The following is a 25,282-nucleotide window of genomic DNA, read 5'->3' as shown; positions in this document are numbered from 1 at the left end:
GGGTTACCACCAGTGAGTCAAAGCGAGTCCAAGATCCGAGTGCACTGAATTCTGCACTGGCGAATTCACTCCGGCGAAATTAGTACTGCGAGTGTCAGCTTTATGAACACCTCATTCTGATCAATGGTGTGCAGAGCTCCTTGGATGATCTCGGATACCTCAGCAAAGCCACGTTGCTCGACCTACATTGACAGCTCCATGATGGATGCCTCAAGCGCGAGCTGATTTTCGTAGAGCTTCTAGAGCAGGGGAAGGATCTGGTCTGAGTTAGGCATGGCTGTTCCTCTGTGAGGTGAACAGGGCAGCATTCAACTCTATTCCAGTAAGAAGCTCATCGTGTTTTTACAGATAACTCATTATAAAAGTTACTGATGTGTTTGCAGTGCCAGCTTTGAGTTCGCTATCGGCTAGGCGGTAATAAGAAGCAGAAAGAGGGATGTTGAAGTCTGTGCCTGTGGTACTGAAACCGTTGAATTGATAAGTGGTATCCAAAGCAACGGGTTGGCCTGCGTCGTCCATTAGTTTCAGGCCGATGCCTTTGGCGGTCGAACTGGCATTCAACGCTACGATGCCCTGCTTCTGATCAATGACTTGAGTGGTAGCTTTAAGGGAGTACGTGACCTTCTGGATGCCTGTCTGGCACTGGTGAAGGCCAATATTGAATTTAACGGCTTGTGACGTATCACCGACATTGCTGAATTCATAAAGATAATAATCATCACCCATTTGAACAGATACATCCGGAGTCACGCAGGATGCGGCGTTTAAAATGATTGGGTTGGCCAGATTGATCTTTACAATGTCAACGTCACCGAACCGATGCGCCCCCAGATTGCCTGCAGGAACCTCATTTTTCGATGACAGTTCACCCGACTTAATAATTTCAATGGTGTAGGCCCTGGAGACGTCCATGTAACCCTGGCCAGTGAGAATTCTGTCCGCAGTTAAATAGCCATTTACTGTGTTTTTGACTTTGAGTGATAGCCCGGTTTTACCCAAAGGAAAAACGTTACCGGTAGCGACGCTACCTAGCGTAGGGTTAAGTGCGAAAATAAAGGGGGACGCCGAAGGGCAGGTAAAACCTTGTTGTGGCGCCATTATGGACTCTTCATAAACCACCGTGCCTACAGGTGCATCTCGAGGGACTGTCAAGGCGATTGGCTTGACGGCGAAGTTAGCCGTAAATTCGCCACCTTGGGTCATCCTGCAGTTCGCTGCCAATGTTTCAGATGAATAGCCAAAAAAGCTCGTGGCTACCACAGTCATCAAAGAGGATAGCCAATAGTGTTTTTTTGAAATGCGCATTTTTTTGATAACCGGGGTAGGTGTGAACGTCGACGAGATACCCTATCGATTACGTGCGACTGAGAAAATAAGACAGTTCTTAGATTATTGCTTGCGATGACAGCCTTCGTTGCGTTGATCGTATTCGGCCGTCAGAGCGTCGGGTGAGGGGGTGAACCGGTGTCAAAAACAAGGCCGAATTCCAAATAGAATAAGGGCTGCAGGCCTGCTCTTTTATCTGAACTGTGGAAAGCTGATAGCCTATGAGGCTACCCCCGCCTGAATTTGACTATCGGTCTTGAAAAGCGACGGATGCGGCCGCGTCCGTAGGATGGCCACTTCTTTTTATTAGGCAGATCGATCTGTCCGCGAGCATGCATCTTGGAGGTGGTGGCGATTCAACGCGGTGCATAAATGTAGCTGCGCAATTCACATCGGCCAGATTGGCCTATCCGCGTTGCGTCCTCTGGAAAAAGCAGGTTTGCCCGATGATCAGTCAGGCACTATCAGGACGGCTAGGGTCAGCTTGATGAACTCTTCGTTCTGGTCGATGGCGTGCAGTGCCCCCCGGATGTTCTCGGCGACTTCAGTGGAGCCGCGCTGCTCCACCCAGTTTGTTAACTCCATGATGGATGCCTCAAGGGCCAGCTGATTCTCATAAAGCTTGGAGAGCAGTGAAGGTAGAAGGTCTGAATTCGGCATGCTTGTTCCTCTTATGAGTGATTAGCTTAGCAGCCGGCGGAAGCTTGGGATTTGATATAGGTCGGCAGGACGCCGAAGGGGAGGGTTATGCAGTTTCGGCATGGGCCGAAATTCCCCCGTTGGGACCATTTCTGGAACCAACGGGTGCATTTCGGTGCGTTACGAGTGATTACTCACGACGACTTCGCCCAATAAACACTGATCACGGCTAATCACCACAATGCATTCCAGACCGCATGGTGATGTTAGCTGTGGAGATCAATTACTTTACCTATCAATGGGTTGCGAGCGTGACGGCAGGAGCCTTCAGGCATGCATCAACAGCGACATCAAGGCGCGAAACCCGGTCGCTGAGCAGAAAATTGGGGATGTGTGTTGGAATTTGGCGCGCATTGTCGCATATGTGAGGCGACAGTTGTATGGCAGGCGACGAGGGATATTTAGTGGCTTGGGGGTGGGAGGCGTTTGCTGGATGTGTTCGGCTGCTGACATGGGGGGGCTGGCCGCGGATGGTGGGTAGTGAGTGGTCGCGGCTGGTCTACAGTTGATCGAGATGTTACTCGGTGGGAAGAAAATGGATGTTCGACAAGTATCCCGAGCAAAAGCAGGCCCGAAAGTGGGTAGGGGCGTTCGGTGTTGCACTCCTGGCGTTGGGGGGGCTTCTGATTGTCATTGATGGAACAGGGGGTGGACTTTGTATCGTTATGGGGAGCGGTTTGGTGCTGCTGGTGTTGTTGGCGAATGAAAAACAGTTTTCCAAGACGTTAAGGGTGTTGGGCTGGTTTGATGGGCTTTCGTGAGTGGAAGGCCTCGCCCGTCGTTCACCGGCAGGCATGTAGGGGGGTTGAGGTTAGGCTGCTGGGTGTTGCACTGTGTCTCGGAAAACGTCCATCTTCGCCGCACCGTCCAGCCAGGCCGCCGCGATCCTGCGCTCAGCCATCGCGGAGTATTCCGGGTTGAGTTCGCACAGGATTGATTTGCGACCTTCCTGCATGGCTACGACCGCCGTGGTACCTGAGCCGCCAAAAGGGTCAAGCACGATTCCACCGAGTGGGGCGCCGGCCAGGATGCAAGGCCTGATCAGGTCCGGAGGAATGGTGGATTCAGGCATGGGGTTCGGCTTGTGCCAAATGATGTCCTGGCGCAGATACCAGCCATCATCTTGAAGGGCGAAGGCGAGGCGCCAGGGGATACCCATCAGGTCTTTCTGCTTGAGCCCTATCGGCGGTGATCGTCGCTTGCCACGCAGTACCGCCCCGCGGGTAGCCTGAGAAACCATGTCGTGCTTACCTGCTGAACCACCAGGTGCGTATCCACCCGCGATTGATGCGTAGGTGTCGCCCATGTTTACCCATGCGGTGCCGTCATTACGCAGTACTCGGCGCACTTCGCGAAATACTTCAACGAGACGCCCGACAAATTCAGCAGGTGTTTCCTCAAGGCCTATCTGTCCGGCCATGCCGTACCCATCAGGTAGGTGGTGATAGCCAGTCGCGAAGGCAGCCACACTCTGCGTGCGGTGGATCCTCATCGGTCCACTGCCGATCAAGCATGTTTTCCCTGGTCAACTCGACATCCCAGTCCGCTTAGTCGGCCGGGTCGCCGCCGTTCATTTCGACCAATACACGGCGGGCTTCGTCTTCGCTGGTTGCCGCTACCCAGTCTTGATCGCCGACGCTGTAGCAGCGCAGATCCGGGCCGTGCCGGTTGGGAGTCGCTCAGTTCGAGCTCGGAGTTTTGGTTTTCAGTGGTCATGACTTCGTCCTTGCCGCTACGGCGGCTATCAAACTCATAGAGGGGAGAGATATCGTTGCCACCTCAGATAGGGAGGTGCGATGTGGTCGTAGACGGAGTTGAATACAAGTTTTTTACCGCCTCACACGTGACAAAGGGGCATGACGGTTTGGCGATTGAGTGTTGGCGGGACAACGATTTGGTCTTCGATATATTCAGGAATGACCACACGCTGCGTTTTGAGGTGACGCTTTTCGAACAGAATGTCCCGTTGGAGCTGCTTGAATATGCCATCCCAACTGCTCGCGAAAGCCTGGGTGAGTTCGCGCCGTAGAACCTCCTTCGCCTTGATGAAGTCGTAGAAGTTCTTCGGCCGGTCTTCATCGATCAGGCCCGACAGTTCGTCGAGGGTAATCGGCTCGCCCAACTTGGCCTGGGCCATCGAGTAGCTGACCAACGTGTGCGTCTTCTCGCGGGCCGCATCTTCGACCATGTCCTCGCTCTCAACGAAGTCACTGAACGCCTTCAGCAGCGTTCGGGCTTCTTGTCGATCTTGTGGGTGACGCTATGGCGTACAGGCATTTCGTTTAGCTCGAGTAAGCGCCGCCCTCCGGCTACCGGTGGTGGCAATTTGGTGTGGGCTGGGGTATTACGGACGGCCGAAATGGTTCGGTGAATGAGGAGTGGTTGATGCGTGGTAAGCCAGTAAAATGGGTTGGAGATTTTAGGGTGTATGAGGAAATTGACGCCGAGGGCGTTGTTGTTGGCTTTACGGTCCTCAGTCCTGATGGCACCGTTTCATCAGTGTTCGTAACCCTCAACCAAGCAATTGACTTCGCAACTGAGCTGCGCAGGAAATATGTTCCTGGCCGCGAGATCTGATAGGGCGGTCGTCTGCGCAGGCCTTTAGGGGCTCGCGCTACAGGTTGTTGTGGCGCGGCTTGTTCAGAATGGTTCTGGAACCGTATGATCTGAACGAGTGCCTTATTTCGGCGCTGAGACTCACACCCTTTGAAGGACATGAGCATGGAAAAGCACTTCGGTAATTCAGGCCTATTCAAGGCTACTTCGTATAACTGCAACAAGCTCCTCAACAGCGGCATCGCCAACTGGGAGCTGAAAAATATTGCGCTGAATACGAAGGAGTTTTTGATATGTCCAAAGAATTACTCGGAGTTTCTGCTCTAGGGTTGATGGTGGTAGGTGAGTTTTGTGCAATCTACAGTGAGGTGGTAGCCGCCAAACTTGCGCAAACAGGAAGTGCTTCATGGGAAGCGTTCATCCTTCCCGTCGCGCTTATGTGTTTTGCAGGACTTTGTCTGCTGGGTGCCTACTGGCTTGGATATATTGCAGTCGGAGATATCTGGATCGTAACGGTGGTATCAGTCACCTCTTTGTTGCTTTTGGAGCCCGTTGTGGTTTGGTCTCTGTTTCATGAAGCACCAGGGAGGGGCGCACTCATTGGGTTTGTCCTGGGAGCATTGGGCATGCTTTCCACTGTATTGCTTTAACTTACCCTTCTGGCCCAGCAATCAAATGCTGGGCCAATTCCGCGGACCAGCATCAACTCAAACCGTCAATTCAGCGCACTCTGTCCTGCGCACCATCCGCATTTGAGCCATTCGCCTTTCCTGCGCCCTGCGATCGCGACGCAGCGAGTCGTCACTGATCATCGAATGCGTAGAAACTGAAGCTCTCGCGGCGCAAGGTCACGTCCGCGGTGGCCTTTTCATGAGCGGTTGATGATTGTTGCTTCCACTGTGGTGACCCTCGGTTGGTTTCCCGTTACCCGTTCCCCGCTGCTGGTTGCAGGCCAGGCCGTTCGTCTCCTGTGTGGGCTTCGAGCTTCCTACTCTCCGCTACTACGGAGAGAAGTTATAACGCAACTACGGAGAGCTTGGGCGTGGTTACTGGCATACCATCCACGCTGGATGGGTGCACAGGCCAGTGATAACCTCTGCGCCTTTGCATGAGGGATCATGATGACGGGCAAGAAGGGAGGTCGGCGAAAAGTTTACCAAGCGTTTCCTTGGTAAATGCTTTCGTTTTTTTTACGAAACTGATCCAGAGGGTAGGTACTAAGTTTGGGTTGCGTTTTTGCGATCTGACATCGACACGCTAGCCTATCTGGATCCGTGCGAAGTTACTGCTCGTGTAGTTCGCGGTTGAAACGCCCAACCCCCCCCGCTGGGCTTTTTGCATCTGGCCCCCCAGTGCTACAGCCCCGCGCCACAGTAGGCGATTAAGACTGCGTAGATCTTGGTCGGTATTGGAGAGTTTCAGCATGGTGGACCGCCTGATTTATAGAACGCCGCAGCCATTTGATGTACAGCGGCTATTCACTATTTATAGCGACCCCAAAACCAACCTTTTCAACCCGGCAGGCCCAATGACTGATCTTGTCAGCGCACAGGATTTACTGGGTCGCTGGATCGAGCATTGGGACAAGCATCTATACGGCGTGTGGGCTATTGCAAGGAGCGATGCGCCGGAGCACGTCATAGGGTTCGGTGGCATTTCCCTGCACGATTACTTGACTGAACAGTGCGTCAATCTGGGGTATCGCTTCGCGGTCGAAGCGTGGGGTCGTGGGTATGCAACCCAGTTAGGACGAGATGCGCTTACATATGCATTTGAACAGCTTTACTTGTCCGAAGTTTACGGGCTAGTCAGACCAGATCATATGGCTTCTATCCGGGTGCTAGAGAAGATCGGCATGCAACCCTATGGACAGTTGGATGACGTCCCAGGTAAATCGCCAAGTTTGGTGTTTAAGGCGCTGCGGGGCACGTCTACCTAGCCGCGAGGGAACACATAGTTATCGTCGTCGAAGGCCCGCACTAGGCTTTTTGCATCTGACGTCCTCAATGCTACAGTCCCGCCAAATCATAGAGGGAACGTTTCGACATGCGAATTTTGATGGTGGCGTTAATGGCGTTGCTGCTGGCAGGGTGCGGCCATAAACAGCTCGACTACACGGCTGTACCACCTCCGAGTATGGACAGGCAGAAAGCGATAGAAGCGGTGGAACAAGGGTTTTATGAGGACTGGAACACCAAAAACAGGCCTCAGTCTGTTGTGATAACGGATCAGTACATTCTGCTGGCAGATGGCATTGTTTCGGATGGAAGTAGCTTTGGCAGCGCGGCTGTAATGGGTGGCGGTGCAATTGCTGCCAGCAACTCCCGAGTGATTACCAGGGAAATGGGGCAACGGATCTATATCAGCTCTATAGGAGCGGTCAACATCTACCAGCACAAGGTAAAGGCAAACCGGTTCGTGGTGATCGTTCAGGAGGTCGGCGGCGCTGAGCTTCGAAAGATAAATGTTCGCAGCCTCAGTCTGGCCCAACAGTTCGCCGATGCAATTGCCTATTTGAAGGCGCATCGAACGTAGGGATCAGATCCACCTTTCAACAAAGAAAAAGCGTCACCTTGCGCACCTCACCGGCAGGCATGATTCGTAAAACCGAGTGATATGCTTTGCCGCTTATCAAACAGGAAACGTTCCAATGGGCAAAAGGCTGGAAAGGATTCGAGAATGGCTCACGCCGCGTAGGCGGCTATGGACAGGAATAGGCTTGTTTGCAGTTACTTTCGCTGTGCCAGTTGTCAGTCCAGGAACATCCATCAGTTGGCTTGTAGGACCTGCGAGCGTTTTATTTGTTGGCAGCTTCATCCCTGCTACGAATGGAAAGCGTTAGGCGCAGCCCTCCGTGATCTCGGATGATTGATAGCGCTACAGGGTGCGAAAACTTACAATTTCAGTTTTTCAGGGAGACGAAAGATGTTTCATAGGGCTATGCGGCCGGTTGGCTATGGATTGGCGATAGTGGGAATATTTGCACTGCTCTTTTCGGCCGTTGAGTTGTTTATCGGAAAAGATGCTCTTTTTTCTGCGGCAAAATCAGCGGTGTTTATTTTGATTGGCGTCTTGCTGATCAAGCACTCGACAAAGGCACAGTGACACCCCAAAGAAGGAACGACATGCGGATTTTGATAACTGCGGTAGCGGCGGCGCTACTGTTGATTGGATGCTCCAGCCCACGAAAACCGCTGGATAACCGTGATCCTTGCCTGGATTTCGGCGCCCCTCAGAGTCCGGGCTTCAATGCTTGCCTGGAGCGACGGGCCAAGGCGTTGAAAGCGGTACTCGAAGACAGCGGCGAAAGACGCTACGAATTTGTTTCTGAGACGCAGCTTGATCCCTGAATCAATACCCTAACGAGCCAGCACGTTAAGAAAATACAGGCACAAGACCGATGTACAACCTGCGCCTCAATTCAGAACAAGCTCGCAATCGCCTCCGCCAGTTGCATATCGGACATCAGGGGCGCTGCGTAGGTCGCACGGTAATACCGGGACGCCTGCTCAAACTCCGCACCGCGGATCTCGCCGCCTGATCCAACAAACGCCAGGGCATCGGTCTTGGCGGTTTTGAACAGCTTGGGTGGCTCGGTCGTGAGGGAGGTGATTCCGCCGATCAGGATGGTCGGCAGAAAGGTGGTAATCATCAGTCCTTTATCAAAAGGATTGGCATTTTCCGCGGCCATTGCTTGAGTACCGGTCAAAGCCATGACGGCTACGGCTAGCGTCTTCCATGGGTACATTCGTGACGCTTCCATTGCGATCTGAGGGCGCTACCATAACAGGGTATAGGCGCCAAAGCGCACATCACCGCCGTTGTCAGGCCACTGCCGGTTGCCGTGCGAGCGTTGGTTTCGCGAAGGTCTCCGGCATTGCCAATGCCAACAGCGCCAACGCCACGGCTGCCACACCGGCCAAGGTCAGGAACGCCGCGTCATAACCGGCCTGTTGCACGACAAAACCCGCCAGGCTGCTGCTCAGTGCCGCGCCCAGGCCGAAGGCGGTGGAGAGGGCGCCCAGGCTGACGTTGAAGCGCCCGGTGCCTTGGGTCAGGTCTTTGACGATCACCGGGAACAGTGCGCCGAAGATGCCCGCACCGATGCCGTCGAGCATTTGCACCGCAACCAGCCAGTAGGGGTCGTTGGACAGGGTATACAGCACGCCGCGCAACGGCAGGATCATGAATCCGGCGAGCAACAGCGGCTTGCGTCCCCAGCTATCCGCCTTGATGCCCACCAGCCAGGCCACTGGCACCATCACCAGTTGCGCGGCGACGATGCACGCCGAGGTCAGTGGCGTAGCCAGGTGCAGATTGATTTGCGAGAGTTTCTGGCTGACCAGCGGCAGCATCGCGGCATTGGCCAGGTGAAACAGCGCGCAGCAGATGGCGAATACCAGCAGTGGGCGGTTCGCTAGCAATACGCCCATGCCGGAAGGTTGCGCGTGGTCGGTGACGTGGTCGGGGTCGAAGCCGCGGGCGATGTCATGGTCGATGGCGTTTGCCGACACACAACTGATCGCCACCACACTGGCCAGCGCCATGGCTGCCATCAGGTAGAACACCACCACCGGTCCGTACAGATAGGCCAGGCCGCCGGCCAGCAGGGCGGCGGTGGCGTTGCCGGCGTGGTTGAAGGTCTCGTTGCGCCCGGTGCGCCGGGTAAAGGCGCGGGGGCCGGTAATGCCCAGGGAAATCGCCGAAATCGCCGGGGCGAACACCGACGCAGCGACCGCACTGGCCGACTGGGTCAAGGCCACCAGGCTGAATGAGCTGACAAAGGGCAACAGCAGGCAACTGGTGGTGACCAGGATGGCGGCAATCGCGACGACGGCGCGTTTACTGCGGGTGCGATCGATCAGCGCGCCCGCCGGACCTTGGCTGATCAGTGCGGCGATACCGGCCAGGGTCATGACCACGCCAATGCTCGCCGGGTCCCATTGGTGCACGGCCAGCAGGTAAATCGCCAGGTAGGGGCCGAGGCCGTCACGCACGTCGGCGAGGAAGAAGTTCAGGCTGTCGAGGGACAGGGTGTTACGCAGGTCTGGGTGTGGGGTCACGGCTGAGGCTTCGGGGGCGGCGTTCAACGGCTGAACACCCATTGCGTTAATGACCTGCGGGGTTTGCGATAAGTTTCGCGGGGTTGACGGGCTTTTATTTGGTGGGCGCTTGGCTTATTTTCTGAGCCCGATTGTTACGAAGTTCTGGAGACGCAATGGACATGCCCTCAGCCCAAGAGGCTATCACCAGCAACAAGCACGCCTGGGATGAGTCCGCCCAGTTGCACAAAGACACGGATAACTGGAAAAACCTGCTGCGCTCAGTCGCCGATCCAGGCTTTTCGCGCCTGGACTCCACCATCACCGCTTTGCTGCAAGACGTCGGCGTCGCCGGCAAAGACGTGGTGCAACTGTGCTGCAACAACGGGCGTGAGTGCCTGTCGTTGTTCAGCCTGGGCGCGCGGTCGGTGGTGGGGGTCGATCAATCCCGGGCGTTTTTGCAGCAGGCACAGGAACTGGCCGAGGTCTCGCCTCACTCTCCCGAGTTCGTCGAAGCCGATATCCATCATTTACCCGAGCGGTTGCACGGGCGTTTTGACGTTGCCTTGGTCACCATCGGTGTACTGGGTTGGATGCCGGATGTGGCGCTGTTTATGCGCCACGTCGCGAGTACCTTGAAGCCGGGCGGCACCTTGGTGATGTATGAAACCCACCCGTTCCTGGAAGTGTTCGACCCGCACGCGAGCAACCCGTTGCTGCCCGCCAGTTCGTACTTTCAGTGCGATCCCTTTGTGTTGCAGGAATCCATCGTTTACGAAGGGCTGAGCGAGGTGGCGGGGCCGACGTCCTATTGGTTCGTGCACACGATGGGTAGCCTGGTCAGCGGCGCAATAGCGGCGGGACTGCAGATTGGCCACCTGCAGGAGTACCCGCACTCCAACCGCGAGGAACTCTATGACCAATATGAGCACCAGCCTGCGCAATTGCCATTGTGCTTCACCTTGACCGCCACGAAGCGCTGAGCCGGTTCGCGCGAGCAAAAAAAGGCCCGCGAGAAGAGGCGGGCCAAGGGATTTACAGGAGTAGGTAGGCTTCACCCTATAGGTCGCAAAGTGAAGGGCGTGTGAAAAGGTTGTCTTGATTTCGCACGTGGAACGGATCAGGCCCGGCGTATGAAAGTGCGCATGGTCTGGCCCGGGCCGGTGCGGAATTCACTCGGGCGTGGCATGTGCTCATCCGCTGCAATAAACACAAACTCATCCCCTTCGAGACGGTAGCTGGCGGGCAGGTGCTTGCCGGCGTCATCGCCCATGCTGTCAATCCAGGTTATGCCCTTGGGGGTGGTTGTGCTGTCGAGGAAAAACCGTCCGGCGAGCAACACCTCGCCACTGACGGTCGTCACTTCGAATCGATCATCTGCAATCGTTGTGATGGCGCCGGGAGCGCTGTGGGCATCGACGGGATTGAGCACACCACTGTCTTCCAGTGCGGTTTGCTCCCAGATACCTTGCAGGGCTTGCAGGTCTGGATCTGTGTTAAGCGACATACAAATTCCTTTTTGTTGAAGGGCTATTCGACGCTAGTTAGCGGTAATGGGCTGTATTCAGTCAATCAGTTTTCCAAAGGCTGTAGGACTCGTCTCTATTCTTTGTGTTTGGGCAAAATTCCCCTTTGTAGGCAATGGATTGGCGCTATTTTCTCGCCCTCGGGCAGCGTCACGCACGTAACCTCCTATGCTTTCGCGTGTAACAAAGGGCGCCTCTTTCGCCCTTGACGTTGCCCCCTGTTTATTCCGTCGTTATTCAGGTCTGTGTTGTTGGGCGCTGAATAACCACTCTTCAGGGCGAACTTACAGTGAACAAAATCCCCCCGACTATTGCGCATCCGGCCTCGGATGAGATCGATCTTTTTGAACTGGCCCATGGGCTCTGGAAACACCGCGTGCTGGTCTTCACGTGCGCAGCCATCGCTACAATCCTGGGTATCGGTTACGCGATGTTTGCGCCTCAGGTGTACCAGGCCAGCAGCGTACTGAGGCCGGTCGAGCTCAATGAGCTGGACGCGCTCAACCGCTCCGAGGTCTACCCACTGTCGCCGGCCGACGCATTGAGCAAAGTGGCGTTGCAGTTGGATTCCTATGACACCCGGCTTGGTTTTTTCAACGCCAATGCCACGCTATTCGAAACGTATCAGCGGCCAGGGCAAAGCCAGGAGCGAAGCTTTGACGCGTTTGACCGCAGCCTCGTCAGCCAGGTGCTGCCCGATCCGAAAAACAGCACCGCCCCTGGCACCTATATACGCCTGGAAATGCAGTACCCCCAGGGCGGCGGTGGAGTAGCGATCCTCAATGGTTTTGTCGATTACGCGATTGCTCGCCACCGTGAGCGCGTAGCGGCTGATATCAAGGTGATCGTCAACAATCGTCTCGCGGAGCTCGGCCGCAAGATCGATGCCGCCCGTGAAAACTATGAGAACGAAAAGTCCGCGAAAATCGCCAGGCTGCTGGAGAGTGATGCCATCAAGCGTGGCCAACTGCAGGATGAACTCGGCGCCCTGCGCGAGGAGATGGCAAAGGAGCGCTCCCATCGCTTGGCGCAACTGGCTGAAGCCATTGCCATTGCGCGGTCCGTCGGCATCACAAGGCCGACCACGCCATCGGCAATGGGTGGGGCAAGCCAGGTGACGGAGATGTCTCAGCAAACGGTCCCTTTGTTTTTCATGGGGACACAAGTGCTGGAAGCTGAGCGTGCGGTATTGCAACAACGCAGCAGTGACGACGTGACCAACGAGCGCGTCGCCGAAATCAACAGAAAGCTGCGTTTGTTGGAGGTCAATCGCGAGGTTGACGCACTGAAAACGCGCGGCAACGAGGACATGTTCCTACAGGATGTTGAATGGCTCCGCACGGAAACCACCCGGCTGCGTGCGCTCAATCTTGATATGGGCGGGTTGCAGCTGGCGACGATCGACCGCCCGGCCCAAGAGCCATTGGCCCCGATCAAACCCCGCAAGGCGTTCGTGGTGGCGTTGAGCCTGTTAACTGGCTTGATGCTGGGCGTGCTGGTGGCGATGGAGCGGTATTTTGCGAGCCTGCGCCGGGGCCTTCCGCGAGGACGATAGGTGCCGCAATAAGTAGGCTGAGTGGACAGCTTTTCACAATTATTTGCTAACCTTTAGTTACAAGTTGTGGCTAAATATCTGCCAAATGGTCACGCAGCGGCTTGTCACTGAGTCGCCTGCGCTGCCTGTCTGTGAATTGTGATTTCAGCTGCTGCTTATCCAAACCTCGGCCGTCGTGGGCACGCAGGAGCAGCCTGTTTTCTCCTGACGTGTGACGAAATACCGTGAAACTTATTATTGTTGTCCTCTACGTTGCTTCCATTGCGTATGTGCACTTGCGTGGTCGGGTGCGCCACCCACTGGGCCGCCAATTGAGCGACCACTCCACCTTCCTGGCACCGATCAACTGTTTTCTCTATCTGTTCTCCAAACTGCCCAGCCGACCTTATCTTTCCCCCAGCGACTTTCCAGACCTCAGCCCACTGCAGGAACACTGGGAAGAAATTCGCCAGGAAGGGCAGAACCTGATGCGTGCCGGCGCAATCAAGCGCTCGGACCAGTACAACGACGTGGGTTTCAACTCGTTCTTCAAGTCCGGTTGGAAGCGCTTCTACCTCAAGTGGTACGGCGACAGCCATCCCTCGGCGATGAAGCTGTGCCCGCGCACCACTGAACTGGTGCAGGGCATCGGCTCGATCAAGGCGGCGATGTTTGCCGAGTTGCCGCCAGGCTCCAAGCTGGTGCGCCATCGCGACCCCTACGCCGGCTCCTACCGTTACCACCTCGGGTTGGATACGCCCAACGATGCGGCCTGCTATATCAACGTGGATGGCGAGCGCTATGCCTGGCGCGATGGCGAGGCGGTGATGTTCGACGAGACCTACATCCATTACGCCGAAAACGCCACGCAGCAGAACCGCATCATTTTGTTCTGCGATATCGAACGGCCAATGAAATACCGCTGGGCGGCGGCCTTCAACCGCTGGTTCAGCCGCAACGTGATGGCGGCGGCGGGCTCACCCAATGACGCTGGCGACAAGACCGGAGGGCTGAACCGCGCCTTTACCCGGCTGTACAAGATTCGCCTGCGCGGCAAAGCGCTGAAAAAGCGTAACCGCACGCGTTATTACCTGGAGAAGTGGGCGATTTTTGCAGCCCTGGCGGCCATTTTCCTGTTGATCTGAATGTCTCGCAGACAGATCGTGTTACACCTGATGAGAAACTATTTAGTTACCAAAGCCGAACCCTGGGCGTAGCGTGTTATCGAAAGCACGTACAACTCGCCCATGAGAGGCTTTGTCATGAATAGTTATGTACGCCACCTTGCACTGCTGGCATTGGGCGTTTTGATTCTCCCCGGTGCCCAGGCGCAAAACCTGCCGGGCAGTAACGACGCCAACAACAGCCCGATCCACCGGGCCAACCCCAATAGCATGCAGGGCACCCAGCCCAATGCGCCAGCCGTGCGCGGGCCTCAGATCGGTCCGGCGCCCCGCGCACCCACCCTGGAAAACGGCGGCATCGGCAATCGTTATCCCACGCGCAACACCGCCCCCAGCCGCCCAGCCACCGAAACCAAAGCCCCCACTTACGATGCCAACGGCAATCGCCGGTAAGGACTCGCCTAATGCACCTACGTAAAACCCTTCTGGCCGCCTTTTGCGCGACCACCGTTCTTCCCCTGTCGGCGGTGTACGCTGCTGGCCCCCAACAATTCCCCAGCGAGCAAGGCAGCCTCACGGTCACGCCGATCGCCCAGGGCCTGGATCATCCATGGGCCGTGGCGTTTCTGCCCGACAAGCAAGGCTTTCTGGTGACCGAGCGCCCAGGCCATCTGCGCTTCGTCAGCCCGGACGGCAAACTGTCGGCGCCCCTTAGTGGTGTGCCGCAAGTGTGGGCCAAAGGGCAGGGCGGCTTGCTCGATGTGGTGCTGTCGCCGGACTTCAAGCAGGACCGCATGGTGTACCTGTCGTACGCCGAAGGTGGCGGCAAGGGCGGTACCGCCGGCACGGCTGTCGGGCGTGGGCGTTTGGCCGATGACCTCAGCGGTTTGAAGGATTTCAAGGTGATCCTGCGCCAGGAACCCAAGCTGTCCACCGGCAACCACTTTGGTTCGCGCCTGGCGTTTGACCGTGACGGCTACCTGTTCGTGACCTTGGGCGAGAACAACGATCGCCCGACCGCCCAGGACCTGGACAAATTGCAGGGTAAGGTCGTACGCATTTACCCGGATGGGCGCGTGCCCGATGACAACCCGTTTGTGGGCCAGGCAGGTGTACGGCCGGAGATCTGGTCCTACGGCCAGCGCAACCCACAAGGCCTGGCGCTGAACCCGTGGAGTGGCACGATCTGGGAAAACGAACACGGGCCCCGTGGCGGGGATGAGATCAACATCATCGAGCGCGGCAAGAACTACGGCTGGCCGTTGGCGACCCACGGCATCAACTATTCGCTGACGCCAATCCCGGAGGCCAAAGGCAAGACCGCAGAGGGCACGGTGCAGCCCCATCATGTCTGGGAGCAGTCCCCTGGCATCAGTGGCATGGCATTTTATGACGCCGACCGCTTCAAACCCTGGCAGCACAACGTGTTTATCGGCGCACTCGCCAGCCAGGAGTTGATCCGCTTGCAGTTCGATGGCGACAAGGTGATCCACGAGGAACGGCTGCTGGGCGGTTTGAAAGCGCGCATTCGCGATGTACGCCAGGGGCCGGATGGCTACTTGTATGTGCTGACGGATGAGGATGATGGCGTGTTGTACCGCGTGGGCTTGAATCAGGACTGAGCAGCCAGCCGCAAGCTTGAAGCTTCAAGCTTGCGGCTACAGGCTAGAGCCCCAGTTCCGATAGCCCCGGATGATCATCCGGGCGCCGCCCCAGCGGCCAGTGGAACTTGCGCTCGCTGGCCTGGATCGGCAGGTCGTTGATGCAGGCAAACCGATTGGCCATCAGGCCGTTTTCGTCGAACTCCCAGTTCTCGTTGCCGTAGGAGCGGAACCAGTTGCCCGAATCGTCATGCCACTCGTAGGCATAACGCACGGCGATGCGGTTGTCGGTGAAGGCCCACAGCTCCTTGATCAGGCGGTAGTCCAGTTCCTTGGCCCATTTGCGCGTGAGGAAATCCTTGGCTTGCTCGCGGCCGTGGGCAAATTCGGCACGGTTGCGCCAGCGGGTGTCCAGGGTGTAGGCCAGGGACACCCGTTGCGGGTCGCGGGAGTTCCAGCCGTCTTCGGCCAGTCGCACTTTCTCGATGGCCGATGCGCGGGTAAAGGGCGGCAAGGGTGGGCGTACATCGATGTTGGATGACATTGGCATGCTCCTTAAAACAATAAGGGATTATCGGAAAGTTGCCTGGCCTATGGGGTCAAAGCGCCAATAACGTTCGCGCCATGCATTGCGCATTATCGGCCGCAGTTGAATCACCCATTACCAGGGCAACGGTAATGGCGCCATCGATCAGGATCAGCAGTTGCGCGGCCTGCTGCTGCGGGTCGGGGGTGCCATGTGCTTGACACAGTTCAAGTGCGTACTCGAACAGTTTCTGTTTATGGGCCTTGGCCAACAGGCGCACCGGGTCTTGTGGGTCGCCGGTTTCACCGCTGGTATTGATAAAGGCGCAGCCACGGAAGTCGGCCGAACCGAACCAGGCCTTGAGGGCGTCGAACAGCGCCAGCAGGCGTTCGCCACTGCCTTCCTGGCGCTCCACTTCCGTGCGCAGCCATTGCAGCCAACGCTCGTCGCGGCGCTGCAGGGCGGCAATCACCAACTCATCTTTGTTGGCAAAGTAACGGTAGATACTTTTTCTCGACACACCGGCGGTTTTCACCAGGAAGTCCATGCCGGTGGCGGCGATGCCATGGCGATAGATCAACTTTTCGGTAACGTCGAGGATAATGTCGCGTGTCATGTCGTTCATGCTGCAAACAGTAGAACGATCGTTCTTCTTGGTCAATCAGATTTTTTCCATGCGCCGCAGCGAGACCTGAGCACCCCCATGGTGTAAGCTCGGTGCCTCTTCGGATTCGACCCATTGCGAGCCCTATGCCGTCGTTCTTCAAACGCTCCCTGTTACCAAAACTGCGCGGTTTTCCCCTCACTCCCGATGCGATTGACGTGCTGTCTGGCGCCGATGCGTATCGCCGCCGCCTGCTGGCCCTGATCCCCCAGGCGACCCGGCGCATCTATATCGTTGCCCTGTATTTGCAGCACGACGAAGCCGGGCAGGAGATCTACGACGCCCTGCACGCCGCCAAGGCTGCGCGCCCGGAGTTGGACATCGTGGTGGTGGTTGACTGGCTGCGTGCCCAACGCGGGCTGATCGGTGCGGGCAAACAGCCGGGCAACAGCGCCTGGTATCAGGCCATGACCCAGCGCCACGCCAGTGAAGTGCCGGTGTACGGTGTGCCGGTGCAAACCCGCGAGTTGTTCGGCGTGCTGCACCTCAAGGGCTTTGTGATCGACGATACCGTGCTGTACAGCGGCGCGAGCCTGAACAACGTGTACCTGCACAAGTTCGACAAGTACCGCTTCGACCGTTACCACCTGATCCACAACCAGCCGCTGGCCGATTCGATGCAGCATCTGGTGGAACATGGCCTGGTGGCGTCCAAGGCTGTGCATCGCCTGGACCTGCCGAACCCGCCCACCACCCGCAGCCTGCGCAACGACATCGGCGACTTGCGCAGCCGCCTGAAACACGCGGCCTATGACACCACGACGGGGCAGTTGCCCAATGGTCACCTGTCGGTCAGCCCGCTGCTCGGCGTGGGCAAGAACAACCCATTGAGCCGGGTGATCCTGGAGCTGATCGCCAGTGCCCAACAGCAACTGACTATTTGCACCCCTTATTTCAACCTGCCACTGCCGGTGACCCGCGAGATCAATCGCGCCCTGGCCCGTGGGGTGAAAATCGACATCATCGTCGGCGACAAGACCGCCAACGACTTCTACATCCCGCCCAGCGAGCCGTTCAAGGTGATCGCGGCACTGCCTTACCTGTACGAAATCAGCCTGCGCCGCTTTGCCAAGCGCCATCAGCCGATGCTCGACAGCGGCCAGTTGAACCTGCACCTGTGGCGCGATGGTGATAACACCTATCACCTCAAGGGCATGTGGGTCGACCAGCGCTATACGCTGCTGACGGGCAACAACCTCAACCCACGGGCGTTCCGCCTGGACCTGGAAAACGCCTTGCTGATCGATGATCCTCAAGGCCAGTGGCTGGAGCCGCGCCGCACCGAGCTGGCGCAGATTTTCCAGCACGCCACGCGTATCGAGGGTTATCAGCAATTGCAGACCCTGGTGGATTACCCCGAAGCGGTCGGCAAGTTTCTGCGGCGGGTCAGCCGGGTGCGGATTGAGCGGTTGCTGTACCGGATACTTTGACCTGTGTTGACTGTGGCCAAATAATTCCCACTGATTGCCTGCAAGGCTTTAGGACTTTGCTGACGCTTGCGTTAGGAAGGGCTAGGTAGATTTTCTCTCGACAGTTCTTAGGGACAAGGACTCTTGCCGTTTCCATTGGTAGAGAGAAAAGACCATGTCGATGATCCGCGTAGGCGGCCATGACCGCGCGTTCAGCCTTGCCACTCAACTCCCGTTTCCATTGCACCCCGGCCCCTGGGCCTCTGGCGCACCGCGGGTCAGGCGCGATGCGCCGGCAGCGAACAATCAAATTTCTCCGTGTTTTCTATCCGAGGACAACGCGACCCAAGGGGATGCCCACCTGCAGGAGCGCCTGATGCGTGGGCTGCTCAAGGGCATCACGTCTGTACCCGTCATACCGCGCAATGCCAGCATCGCGCCCTTTATCAGCGTGTATACCCAGGCACTGAGTGAGCAACCTTTGCAAGACTGGTTAGGCGCCAAGGGTCTTAAACTCGCCACTGTGCGGGTGTTCAACGACCATGTGACGGGTGTGGTCACCCAAGATGGCAAAGACACACTGGTGCGCTTTACCACCAGCGACGGCTCCGGCTGGGGTGAGGTCAGTGCCCATTTGTCTGCTGCACAGCAGGCCCTGTCACCGAGCAATTTTGGGCTTGCGGTCACTGATAATCCGCTGCCGCGCCATGCCATCCTGGATTTCTACGGGGTACAACCGCCCCGGAATGAGCAATCGGCGTCTGCCCTTGGCCAACAGCTCAAGCGAGATGGCTGGCCGCCGATTGTGTCCGCGCAGCGGGTTCGCTGGCGCGAACACTACACCCAATTGACCCAGGCCCGCGGTGATGCGACGGAACGTACACGACTGCTCGATCACTTGCGTCGCGAGCTCAAGAACAAGGCTGCGGACGACGATCTCAACCTCGATCAACAGCCCTTCAGCGCTGAGCCGGGCGCCTCGTTGGCGCGGCGCAGCAAGGCCCCTCGCAATGCGTTTGTCGAACTCTTGACGTCGCAGTCCTTCAAGGCGTTTCTCGCCAAGCACGACCTTGTGGCCCATGACGATCAATTCAGGATCAGCCAAGGCGATCTTCAACTGCGGACTGCAGAAGGTGGATGGGTATCCCTGCAAGCCAGCCTCGACGCTGAGCTCAGTGAACACCCACAACCGCAGGGCGATACCCTGTGTGATGGCCTTCGCCAACTGGTTGTACAGAGCAGAAAGACGGGTAACGCACTCTACTCAACGGACACTTATGACGTACGCCAGGCGTTGGACTTTTTCTGTCTGGGCGCACCGAAGACCCACCCACAAGTGCAGGTCGCCATCGCATGGCTGGATACACGCCTGGCCCCGGCACCGCTGGCCGCCGACTTTGCGCAACTGACGCCGTATAGCTGGGTCCCGGGGGCATTGTCCACCACTGACTGCGGGGCACTCAAGCACCTCGCGGTAGGTATGGGAGGGCTACTGGACAGCTTTCTCGCTCGGCCCGATCCATGGCATTCGCTGCCTGACGCGGACCATCGGCTGGCCGCTTTTTTTGACTCGCCCGCCGCCGTGGCCAAGGCGGACGCCATGGCGAAGTCACTGCAATTGTATGCAGTGGCTAGCGGCCAACCGTTGTCCAAAGCCCTGCGTCACCAATTACTGGCGGCGGCCCTCAAGCTTGACGCCGGCGGCGATGTGCCTGGCAAGCCGGGTTTCGTGGCCGGGTATGAGGTGTGCTCGCCGAACAACCTGGGGCGCAGCCAGAAAGCGTTGCGCAGTGATATCGAGCAGCATCTGCAAGGCAAAGGCGCCAGTGCCCGCAGTGCGCCGTTGCTCGCCCATATGTTCCTGGCGCAGACCGCGCCTGAGCTATTGGTCAAGGCTGACTCGGCGGCACCTGGGGCGGCACTTTTCAAGCAAAGCAGCGATGACATTACCCAGGGTTCTACCGCCTGGCTCGGCTTGCGCCTGGGCTGCGCTTTGGCAGACACGCTGGCAGGCCCGGGGGCTTCACGCTTGATGAGCCGCACGCAATTGTTGGCGCTGACGCAACTGCAGGCCCAGGTACCCGAGCAGGAAACCTTGATCAAAAGCCTGGCCGCCAGGCCGTTGTTGGAGTGGGCGGCGATGGCCGGCGTTTTCCCCACACCCGCGAATGGCCAATATTCGCCGCAGCATTACCGACAGGCCAGCGACGCCTTTGTCGCCCAGCAAGCGCTTACAGATGCCGCGTTTAGTACTTTGACGAGCGAGCCACCGACTCAGACCAGCGTGTTGATCCAGCACCTGGCACAGTTGTTTCCAGAGCTGACCGAGCAGGAAATTCGCGACTTCAAACTCAAGTGGGTCTACCACCCCATGCAAGGGGCGCGGCCGCCAGTGCTCTTGACCGAAGTACTGTTGGCCGGGCAAGCGAAGCTGGGCCTGCTGGCGCAGTTGACCAATTGGATGACGGAGAACTCCACCGGCAAAGTTCAGTACGAACTGCCCCCTGGCAGGATCTCCCAGGCAACGTTTGATGAGCGAATCAAGCAACTGCCGTTGATCGCGCCCTTGGTCGCTCCAGCCATCGATCGCTATGTGGCCGATACACGTAGCGCCCAAGCCAGCGCGTTAAAGCTGATGATCGCTCAGCTGCCATTGGCGCAGCGCAAGGCATTGGAAGTCGGGCAGATCGAGTTTTTCAGCTTGCGCAAGGCCACCGGAGAAACGCTCAAAGAGGACAACGGCAACGAATCGAAAGTGGCGCAGAGCAAAGGCATACAGGGCACCCTGATCCGCTACGAGACTGGGATCGTCGAGCCGCGGTTTGGCTATTACGAAGTGTTCCCGGGCTCCATGCGCATGATCAAGCGTGACGATTTGCCGTACTCCCTGGCGCTTGGGGGGGAGGTCAAAAAGGAGCAGAGACCCTACGGGCCCTTCGCTTACACCCGCGAGGATGTTCGCCGGGAGAAACCCGCGGCGTTTGACTTCCAGGCCTATTCTTCCAGGACGGAACCGCGTGCGGGGGTTCAATCGTCGGTAATCATTGAAAAAGCCGCGCCCGACCTGGCAGCCACCTTGCAAAAGGTCGGGGTCAACCATACGGGAGTGCCCGTACCCAACAGTTTCACCAGTGATAAAACCGCGCGCATCGTCGAGGGCATAATGGGCAATAGTTTTGACGAGCGACGCGACGCGTTGACCGCCTATGCCAACCAGCCCACGAATTTGCAGCGCCAACGCGAGTTTCCGTTTGGTGCCGACGACGTATTCAGCAGTGAGAACCTGCGTATGGTGCTGGGCCTGCTGCCGTTTGTCGGGGCTGTTGCAGACATTGCTGAAGGTAGCGTAGCCCAAGGTCTGAAGGGCCTGCTGATAGACTTTACCTCCTTTGCTGCGACCGGTGGCGTGAGGGTAGCCACAAGCTTCTTCAAAGGGTTGAAGGTGGTGCTGCCATTCAACGGTAGGGCGTTTACCATGCAGGGATTGAAGGGCGCCGCGCCGTTCTTTCGCAGCCTGTTCAACCCGCTGGATGGCACCGTTGGCCTATTGAAATCAGGTCAAAAAGCGTCAGGACTGCTAAAGAGCTTTTTGAGGGGGGAGTTGCGATTGCTGGACACCGGCATTTACCTGCCGGCTACCGCATTTGAACGCTGTCGTTGGGGGGCGGGCGTCTATGACACTGTCGCTGGAAGCTCACCCGCGGACGCCTGTCGAGGCACCTACGACGGACAGGAACTCTACGCAGTACGAAAAAACAATCACTGGTATGGGGTCAACCCGCACACCTTGGAAACCGGCGGGGCACCCTTGCAAGGGTTTGTGCCGCAAGCCGTCGTGTCGCCGGCGGCCAACTGACGCATGCGCCTTCGTGTCCGAGAGGGGCGAAGGCGCACTGGCTCGATCAGTTCAAGCCCAGTTTGCCACGCAGGGTCGACAGGTCTTCCGCCAGGGTATTGACCGGACCCACCAGGGCCTTGCGGTCGTTTTCCTTGACCTTGTCATAGGTCTCGAAGCCGCCATCCTTGGTTTTGTACTTGGCCAGGACCTTGTCCACGGTGGTGAAGTTCTTGTCGACCTTGGTCAGGAACGCCTTGTCTTGTTTCTCGATCTGGCCACGGAACAGGTCGACGATTTTCTTCGCGCCGTCGATGTTGCCCTGGAAGTCATACAGGTCGGTGTGGCTGTAGCGGTCTTCTTCACCGGAGATCTTGGTGGCGGCGACTTCTTCCAGCAGCGCTGCGGCGCCGCCGACGACTTTTTCTGGCGGGAAGGTCAGGCCATCCACACGGGTTTTCAGGTCGTTGACGTCGGTGTTGAGCTTGGCGGTCAGCGCCTCCAGGCCTTTGGTGGTGTTCTGCGAGAACAGCGTGTACTCGATGCGGTGGAAGCCGGTGAAGTCTTCGGCGGTCACGCCTTTTTCATGGTCGTCCACGCGCGAATCGATGGACGCATCGAGGTCACTGAACAGCTCGGCGATCGGTTCGATGGACTCATAGTGCACACGAGTGGGGGCGTAGAGTTTCTTGGCGGTGGCCAGGTCGCCCTTGTTGATTGCATCGGTAAACGCCTGGGTCTGGGTCACCAGCTCAGCGATTTCTTCGGTGACGTAGATCTTGTAGTCCGACACCGGGCCTACCAGGTCCAGCGGTGCCGTGGTGGCGAACGCAGCCAACGGCGAAAGGGTCAGTAACAACGACAACGCGAGAGTCGACTTCTTCATGGGACGGTTTCCGCTGTGGGGTGGGTTTCAGGTGTTGGCAGTGGTGTGCGGGTGCGTGGCTGCAAGCAGCGTGCGCCCAATGAAATCCTTGGGGCCCGTGACCCCCGGCAAGGTGAAGAAATACCCGCCGCCGACCGGCTTGAGGTATTCCTCCAGGGGCTCGCCATTGAGCCGGGTTTGCACGCTGATAAAGCCTTTCTCCAGGTCAGCCTGGTAGCAGATGAACAACAGCCCCATGTCCAGCTGACCGTTTTTATTGACGCCGTTGGAGTAGTTGAACGGCCGACGCAAAATCAAGTTGCCCTGGGTGTGCGGGGTGCGCGGGTTGGCCAGGCGGATGTGGGCATCAAGCTTGGTCAACTTGCCTTCGGGGTCCTTGCTGTAGTCGGGGACCTGGCTTTCTTGCTGGCCATCCATGGGCGCGCCCGTGGTCTTGACGCGGCCGATGATGCTTTCCTGTTCTTGCAGCGGGGTGCGGTCCCAGCGTTCGACGAAGTTGCGGATGATGCGCACCGCCTGGTAGCTGCCATGGGCGGCCCAGGCCGGTTCGTCGCTGGACGGTTGGACCCACACGATCTGGTCCATGGCCTTGTTGTCGTTGGAATTGGGGTTGGCCGAACCGTCACGGAAACCGAGGAAGTTGCGCGCGCTCTGCGCCGGCTCACCGGGTTTGCTCGGCGCCTGGGGCGGCACGCTGCCTTCCTGTTTCCAGCGCACCAGCAGCAAGTCGGGCAGGTTTTTCACGATGTCGCGCAGGGCGTGGATATTGGTGTCGGGGGTGTTGGAACAAAATTGCAGGCTCAAATCACCGTGGCACTGCGCCGGCTCCAGTGCGTCATTGGGAAATCCCACCATGCGGCTCAGGCGCTTGGGCTTGGCGTGTTCCAGGCCGAAGCGCTCATCGAACAACGACTCGCCGACGGACACGGTGATGGTCAGGTTATCCGGCGTGACCACCGGGCCGAGAATCCCCGAATCGGTGGGCGGCAGCTTTGGATCAACTTGTGCCACGGCACCGCCGGTCATCAGGAAGCTGATGCGCTCGTTCAACGTGCGAAACAACCGTTCCAGGTCTTCGCGGTCGCTGGCCAGCACGTCGAACGCCACTAGCATGCCGCAGGCGGGGCGCGGGGTGACGATGCCGCTCTGGTGCTGGCCGAAGAAATCGTGGTGGTCCTGGGTCTTGTCGCTGCGCGGTGCGCTGGTGACTTGCTCGGCGGCGGCCATGGCCGGGCAGCTCAGGCTGCTGCCCGCCAGCGCGACGCCGGTGGCGGCCATGCCCAACAGGACACGGCGGCGCTGGAGGTTGGTGTGTGCGGAATCACTCATGTGTGCGGTCGTCTTCACTGCAGGCCGGAAAGGCCAAGGGCGGGATCGATTCCATCGAGTGCGGCGGCCAGAGCCTTGGCCTTGCCGGCGATCTGCTTGCGCTGATCGGCGGTCACGCTGTCGTAGGTGGTGTAGCCGGTAGAGGTCTTGAATCCAGCGAGTTCACTGTCGAAGGCGGCGAGGGCGCTGTCGATCTTCGGCAGCAGTTCGGCAGCGGATTTGCCCAGCAGTGGGCGCATCAAATCGACCACCTTGTGCGCGGCCTCCAGGTTGGCGGCGAAACCATTCAGGTCGATATGGCTGTAGCGTTCTTCTTCACCGCTGAGGGCGCGACCCTCTGCCAGGCTGTTGAGGTTGCGCACCACGATGCTCACCAACTGTTCCGGCGGTAGCGATTGCGCCAGCAACTGTTGTTTGAGCGTGCTGACGTCGGTCAGCAAGCGCTGGACAATCGGCGCCAGGCCATCGAGGCTGCGCTGCTGGAACAGGCTGTATTCGACACGGTGGAAACCGCTGAAGGCCGGGTCCTGCTCGCGTTTTTCAAAGTAATCGGCACGGGCGTTGATCGCGTTATCCAACTCCGCCAGGCGCTGGGATGCCGGGGCGAGTCGCTGGTACGCCTCACGGGCCGGAATGTACAGCGCTTGCGCCTGGGCCAGGTCACCGGCGTCGATAGCCTGTTGCAACGCAGTCACCGCCTTGACCAGCGTGCCTCCCTGGGCGCTCAGGTACACGCGGAACTCCGACAGTGGGCCGATAAATGCCACCATCGACGGCTTGGCCTTGGCCTGGGCGTCCGACTCTGCTGTTGGCGTCACATGCAAGGTGCCGCGTGGGTTGCTGAGCAAGCCGCAGGTGATCGCGTAGTCGCCCGGCAGCAGGTTGGCGTTGATCACCTGGCTCAGGCCGGGGGCGATGTTTTCCCGTTCTTCGACCACCAGCACGCCGTCGAGGATTTCCCATTCCACCGCACGGTCGGAGCGGTTGATGATGCGAAAGCTCGCACGGCCGGCGGGTACGGTCAGCGCATTTGGCTCGCAGGCGTGGCCGTGAATGGTCACGGCGATTTCATTGTGGTTGGCCTGGCGCTTGCTCGCGGCCAGTTGCGACGCATAGTAGAACAGGCCACCGGCGGCGATCATCACGACCACCGAGCCCGCCACGGCCCAGCGCAGGGCGCGGGGCGGCGGCGCCGGTTGAGGAGTTGGGTTGGACAAGGGGCGGT

General features: G+C 58.2%; 25 protein-coding genes and 2 pseudogenes. 14 read left to right on the top strand and 13 right to left on the bottom strand.

Annotated elements, in window-relative coordinates:
* Window positions 1-65: 65 nt before the first annotated feature.
* The 3 genes and pseudogenes from DBR46_RS30450 to DBR46_RS00450 form a co-directional block, all read right to left on the bottom strand.
* A pseudogene (locus DBR46_RS30450) lies at window positions 66-275 on the bottom strand (hypothetical protein).
* A 67-nt stretch (window positions 276-342) separates the two neighbouring features.
* On the bottom strand, window positions 343-1,305 hold the full coding sequence (locus tag DBR46_RS30445; protein WP_124524525.1) for a fimbrial protein: 963 nt from the start codon (window positions 1,303-1,305) through the stop codon (window positions 343-345).
* Between the two features lie 471 nt (window positions 1,306-1,776).
* On the bottom strand, window positions 1,777-1,986 hold the full coding sequence (locus DBR46_RS00450; RefSeq protein ID WP_124524524.1) for a hypothetical protein: 210 nt from the start codon (window positions 1,984-1,986) through the stop codon (window positions 1,777-1,779).
* 578 nt (window positions 1,987-2,564) lie between these two features.
* Here DBR46_RS00450 and DBR46_RS00445 point away from each other — a divergent pair.
* Window positions 2,565-2,786, top strand: a complete 222-nt coding sequence (locus DBR46_RS00445) for a hypothetical protein (protein ID WP_124524523.1) — start codon at window positions 2,565-2,567, stop codon at window positions 2,784-2,786.
* 50 nt (window positions 2,787-2,836) lie between these two features.
* On the opposite strand, the gene DBR46_RS00440 is transcribed toward DBR46_RS00445, so the two are convergent.
* A complete protein-coding gene (locus tag DBR46_RS00440; protein ID WP_124524522.1) occupies window positions 2,837-3,517 on the bottom strand; it encodes a site-specific DNA-methyltransferase in 681 nt (226 codons plus the stop codon).
* A 540-nt stretch (window positions 3,518-4,057) separates the two neighbouring features.
* Window positions 4,058-4,264 (bottom strand): annotated as a pseudogene (locus DBR46_RS00425) (nucleoid-associated protein); the annotation flags it as partial.
* A gap of 146 nt (window positions 4,265-4,410) precedes the next feature.
* On the opposite strand from DBR46_RS00425, the gene DBR46_RS30190 reads away from it, so the two are divergent.
* From DBR46_RS30190 to DBR46_RS00390, 6 genes are all read left to right on the top strand, one after another.
* Entirely contained in the window at window positions 4,411-4,602 is a 192-nt protein-coding gene (locus DBR46_RS30190; RefSeq protein ID WP_158619142.1) for a hypothetical protein, read from the top strand.
* Window positions 4,603-4,913: 311 nt separating this feature from the next.
* A complete protein-coding gene (locus DBR46_RS00415) occupies window positions 4,914-5,231 on the top strand; it encodes a hypothetical protein (protein ID WP_177413980.1) in 318 nt (105 codons plus the stop codon).
* A gap of 773 nt (window positions 5,232-6,004) precedes the next feature.
* The gene (locus DBR46_RS00405) at window positions 6,005-6,520 is read left to right on the top strand and encodes a GNAT family N-acetyltransferase (RefSeq protein ID WP_124524518.1); all 516 of its coding nucleotides are present in this window, start codon (window positions 6,005-6,007) and stop codon (window positions 6,518-6,520) included.
* 107 nt (window positions 6,521-6,627) lie between these two features.
* Window positions 6,628-7,116 (top strand): hypothetical protein, encoded by a 489-nt coding sequence (locus tag DBR46_RS00400; RefSeq protein WP_124524517.1) that lies wholly within the window; start codon window positions 6,628-6,630, stop codon window positions 7,114-7,116.
* Between the two features lie 390 nt (window positions 7,117-7,506).
* On the top strand, window positions 7,507-7,686 hold the full coding sequence (locus DBR46_RS00395) for a hypothetical protein (RefSeq protein ID WP_124524516.1): 180 nt from the start codon (window positions 7,507-7,509) through the stop codon (window positions 7,684-7,686).
* A 20-nt stretch (window positions 7,687-7,706) separates the two neighbouring features.
* Window positions 7,707-7,931 carry a hypothetical protein gene (locus DBR46_RS00390; protein ID WP_124524515.1) on the top strand — a complete coding sequence of 75 codons (225 nt, stop codon included), beginning with the start codon at window positions 7,707-7,709 and terminating at the stop codon, window positions 7,929-7,931.
* A gap of 71 nt (window positions 7,932-8,002) precedes the next feature.
* On the opposite strand, the gene DBR46_RS00385 is transcribed toward DBR46_RS00390, so the two are convergent.
* Window positions 8,003-8,329, bottom strand: a complete 327-nt coding sequence (locus DBR46_RS00385) for a DUF2388 domain-containing protein (protein ID WP_124524514.1) — start codon at window positions 8,327-8,329, stop codon at window positions 8,003-8,005.
* 76 nt (window positions 8,330-8,405) lie between these two features.
* Window positions 8,406-9,644 carry an MFS transporter gene (locus DBR46_RS00380; RefSeq protein ID WP_218569318.1) on the bottom strand — a complete coding sequence of 413 codons (1,239 nt, stop codon included), beginning with the start codon at window positions 9,642-9,644 and terminating at the stop codon, window positions 8,406-8,408.
* Window positions 9,645-9,799: 155 nt separating this feature from the next.
* Here DBR46_RS00380 and DBR46_RS00375 point away from each other — a divergent pair, with 155 nt between their 5' ends.
* On the top strand, window positions 9,800-10,606 hold the full coding sequence (locus tag DBR46_RS00375) for a bifunctional 2-polyprenyl-6-hydroxyphenol methylase/3-demethylubiquinol 3-O-methyltransferase UbiG (RefSeq protein WP_124524512.1): 807 nt from the start codon (window positions 9,800-9,802) through the stop codon (window positions 10,604-10,606).
* A gap of 137 nt (window positions 10,607-10,743) precedes the next feature.
* Here DBR46_RS00375 and DBR46_RS00370 read toward each other — a convergent pair whose 3' ends face one another.
* Window positions 10,744-11,130, bottom strand: coding sequence for a TIGR03067 domain-containing protein (locus DBR46_RS00370; RefSeq protein ID WP_124524511.1), 387 nt, complete (start codon window positions 11,128-11,130; stop codon window positions 10,744-10,746).
* Window positions 11,131-11,438: 308 nt separating this feature from the next.
* Between DBR46_RS00370 and DBR46_RS00365 the strand changes: the two genes are divergently transcribed.
* The 4 genes from DBR46_RS00365 to DBR46_RS00350 all read left to right on the top strand — a co-directional run bounded on the left by DBR46_RS00365 (window position 11,439) and on the right by DBR46_RS00350 (window position 15,429).
* Window positions 11,439-12,704, top strand: coding sequence for a Wzz/FepE/Etk N-terminal domain-containing protein (locus tag DBR46_RS00365; RefSeq protein ID WP_124524510.1), 1,266 nt, complete (start codon window positions 11,439-11,441; stop codon window positions 12,702-12,704).
* Window positions 12,705-12,928: 224 nt separating this feature from the next.
* Complete coding sequence (gene lpxO, locus DBR46_RS00360; protein WP_124524509.1) at window positions 12,929-13,828, top strand: lipid A hydroxylase LpxO; 900 nt, start codon at window positions 12,929-12,931, stop codon at window positions 13,826-13,828.
* 117 nt (window positions 13,829-13,945) lie between these two features.
* Window positions 13,946-14,260 (top strand): hypothetical protein, encoded by a 315-nt coding sequence (locus tag DBR46_RS00355; protein ID WP_124524508.1) that lies wholly within the window; start codon window positions 13,946-13,948, stop codon window positions 14,258-14,260.
* An 11-nt stretch (window positions 14,261-14,271) separates the two neighbouring features.
* The gene (locus tag DBR46_RS00350; protein ID WP_124524507.1) at window positions 14,272-15,429 is read left to right on the top strand and encodes a PQQ-dependent sugar dehydrogenase; all 1,158 of its coding nucleotides are present in this window, start codon (window positions 14,272-14,274) and stop codon (window positions 15,427-15,429) included.
* Between the two features lie 43 nt (window positions 15,430-15,472).
* Here DBR46_RS00350 and DBR46_RS00345 read toward each other — a convergent pair whose 3' ends face one another.
* Both DBR46_RS00345 and DBR46_RS00340 read right to left on the bottom strand, forming a co-directional pair.
* A complete protein-coding gene (locus DBR46_RS00345) occupies window positions 15,473-15,952 on the bottom strand; it encodes a nuclear transport factor 2 family protein (protein ID WP_124524506.1) in 480 nt (159 codons plus the stop codon).
* Window positions 15,953-16,007: 55 nt separating this feature from the next.
* A complete protein-coding gene (locus tag DBR46_RS00340) occupies window positions 16,008-16,559 on the bottom strand; it encodes a TetR/AcrR family transcriptional regulator (protein ID WP_124524505.1) in 552 nt (183 codons plus the stop codon).
* Between the two features lie 125 nt (window positions 16,560-16,684).
* Here DBR46_RS00340 and pssA point away from each other — a divergent pair, with 125 nt between their 5' ends.
* Window positions 16,685-18,028 carry a CDP-diacylglycerol--serine O-phosphatidyltransferase gene (gene pssA / locus DBR46_RS00335; RefSeq protein ID WP_124524504.1) on the top strand — a complete coding sequence of 448 codons (1,344 nt, stop codon included), beginning with the start codon at window positions 16,685-16,687 and terminating at the stop codon, window positions 18,026-18,028.
* A gap of 355 nt (window positions 18,029-18,383) precedes the next feature.
* Window positions 18,384-21,863, top strand: a complete 3,480-nt coding sequence (locus DBR46_RS00330) for a hypothetical protein (RefSeq protein ID WP_124524503.1) — start codon at window positions 18,384-18,386, stop codon at window positions 21,861-21,863.
* Window positions 21,864-21,909: 46 nt separating this feature from the next.
* On the opposite strand, the gene efeO (DBR46_RS00325) is transcribed toward DBR46_RS00330, so the two are convergent.
* The 3 genes from efeO (DBR46_RS00325) to efeO (DBR46_RS00315) are packed head-to-tail and all read right to left on the bottom strand — an operon-like array spanning window position 21,910 to window position 25,274.
* Window positions 21,910-22,728, bottom strand: a complete 819-nt coding sequence (efeO, locus tag DBR46_RS00325; RefSeq protein ID WP_124524502.1) for an iron uptake system protein EfeO — start codon at window positions 22,726-22,728, stop codon at window positions 21,910-21,912.
* 27 nt (window positions 22,729-22,755) lie between these two features.
* Window positions 22,756-24,057 (bottom strand): iron uptake transporter deferrochelatase/peroxidase subunit, encoded by a 1,302-nt coding sequence (gene efeB, locus DBR46_RS00320; protein WP_124524501.1) that lies wholly within the window; start codon window positions 24,055-24,057, stop codon window positions 22,756-22,758.
* A gap of 14 nt (window positions 24,058-24,071) precedes the next feature.
* Complete coding sequence (gene efeO, locus DBR46_RS00315; protein ID WP_124524500.1) at window positions 24,072-25,274, bottom strand: iron uptake system protein EfeO; 1,203 nt, start codon at window positions 25,272-25,274, stop codon at window positions 24,072-24,074.
* Between the last annotated feature and the right edge of the window lie 8 nt (window positions 25,275-25,282).

The sequence above is a fragment of the Pseudomonas sp. KBW05 genome (assembly GCF_003852405.1).
In the GTDB taxonomy this organism is placed as follows: Bacteria; Pseudomonadota; Gammaproteobacteria; order Pseudomonadales; family Pseudomonadaceae; genus Aquipseudomonas.
The sequence above is the reverse complement of the archived record's forward strand: the minus strand, read 5'-3'. Positions and strand labels throughout refer to the sequence as shown.

Excerpts from the sequence above, each read along its gene's own strand:
- DBR46_RS00440 (WP_124524522.1), bottom strand. The coding sequence starts at position 3,517 with ATGAGGATCCACCGCACGCAGAGTGTGGCTGCCTTCGCGACTGGCTAT.
- efeB (WP_124524501.1), bottom strand. The coding sequence starts at position 24,057 with ATGAGTGATTCCGCACACACCAACCTCCAGCGCCGCCGTGTCCTGTTG.
- DBR46_RS00395 (WP_124524516.1), top strand. The coding sequence starts at position 7,507 with ATGTTTCATAGGGCTATGCGGCCGGTTGGCTATGGATTGGCGATAGTG.
- DBR46_RS00415 (WP_177413980.1), top strand. The coding sequence starts at position 4,914 with ATGGTGGTAGGTGAGTTTTGTGCAATCTACAGTGAGGTGGTAGCCGCC.
- DBR46_RS00330 (WP_124524503.1), top strand. The coding sequence starts at position 18,384 with ATGCGTGGGCTGCTCAAGGGCATCACGTCTGTACCCGTCATACCGCGC.
- DBR46_RS00355 (WP_124524508.1), top strand. The coding sequence starts at position 13,946 with ATGAATAGTTATGTACGCCACCTTGCACTGCTGGCATTGGGCGTTTTG.
- pssA (WP_124524504.1), top strand. The coding sequence starts at position 16,685 with ATGCCGTCGTTCTTCAAACGCTCCCTGTTACCAAAACTGCGCGGTTTT.
- DBR46_RS00405 (WP_124524518.1), top strand. The coding sequence starts at position 6,005 with ATGGTGGACCGCCTGATTTATAGAACGCCGCAGCCATTTGATGTACAG.
- DBR46_RS00345 (WP_124524506.1), bottom strand. The coding sequence starts at position 15,952 with ATGTCATCCAACATCGATGTACGCCCACCCTTGCCGCCCTTTACCCGC.
- DBR46_RS00385 (WP_124524514.1), bottom strand. The coding sequence starts at position 8,329 with ATGTACCCATGGAAGACGCTAGCCGTAGCCGTCATGGCTTTGACCGGT.
- DBR46_RS00445 (WP_124524523.1), top strand. The coding sequence starts at position 2,565 with ATGTTCGACAAGTATCCCGAGCAAAAGCAGGCCCGAAAGTGGGTAGGG.
- DBR46_RS30190 (WP_158619142.1), top strand. The coding sequence starts at position 4,411 with ATGCGTGGTAAGCCAGTAAAATGGGTTGGAGATTTTAGGGTGTATGAG.
- DBR46_RS30445 (WP_124524525.1), bottom strand. The coding sequence starts at position 1,305 with ATGCGCATTTCAAAAAAACACTATTGGCTATCCTCTTTGATGACTGTG.
- DBR46_RS00390 (WP_124524515.1), top strand. The coding sequence starts at position 7,707 with ATGCGGATTTTGATAACTGCGGTAGCGGCGGCGCTACTGTTGATTGGA.
- DBR46_RS00400 (WP_124524517.1), top strand. The coding sequence starts at position 6,628 with ATGCGAATTTTGATGGTGGCGTTAATGGCGTTGCTGCTGGCAGGGTGC.
- DBR46_RS00370 (WP_124524511.1), bottom strand. The coding sequence starts at position 11,130 with ATGTCGCTTAACACAGATCCAGACCTGCAAGCCCTGCAAGGTATCTGG.
- DBR46_RS00450 (WP_124524524.1), bottom strand. The coding sequence starts at position 1,986 with ATGCCGAATTCAGACCTTCTACCTTCACTGCTCTCCAAGCTTTATGAG.
- DBR46_RS00350 (WP_124524507.1), top strand. The coding sequence starts at position 14,272 with ATGCACCTACGTAAAACCCTTCTGGCCGCCTTTTGCGCGACCACCGTT.
- DBR46_RS00340 (WP_124524505.1), bottom strand. The coding sequence starts at position 16,559 with ATGAACGACATGACACGCGACATTATCCTCGACGTTACCGAAAAGTTG.
- DBR46_RS00375 (WP_124524512.1), top strand. The coding sequence starts at position 9,800 with ATGGACATGCCCTCAGCCCAAGAGGCTATCACCAGCAACAAGCACGCC.
- efeO (WP_124524502.1), bottom strand. The coding sequence starts at position 22,728 with ATGAAGAAGTCGACTCTCGCGTTGTCGTTGTTACTGACCCTTTCGCCG.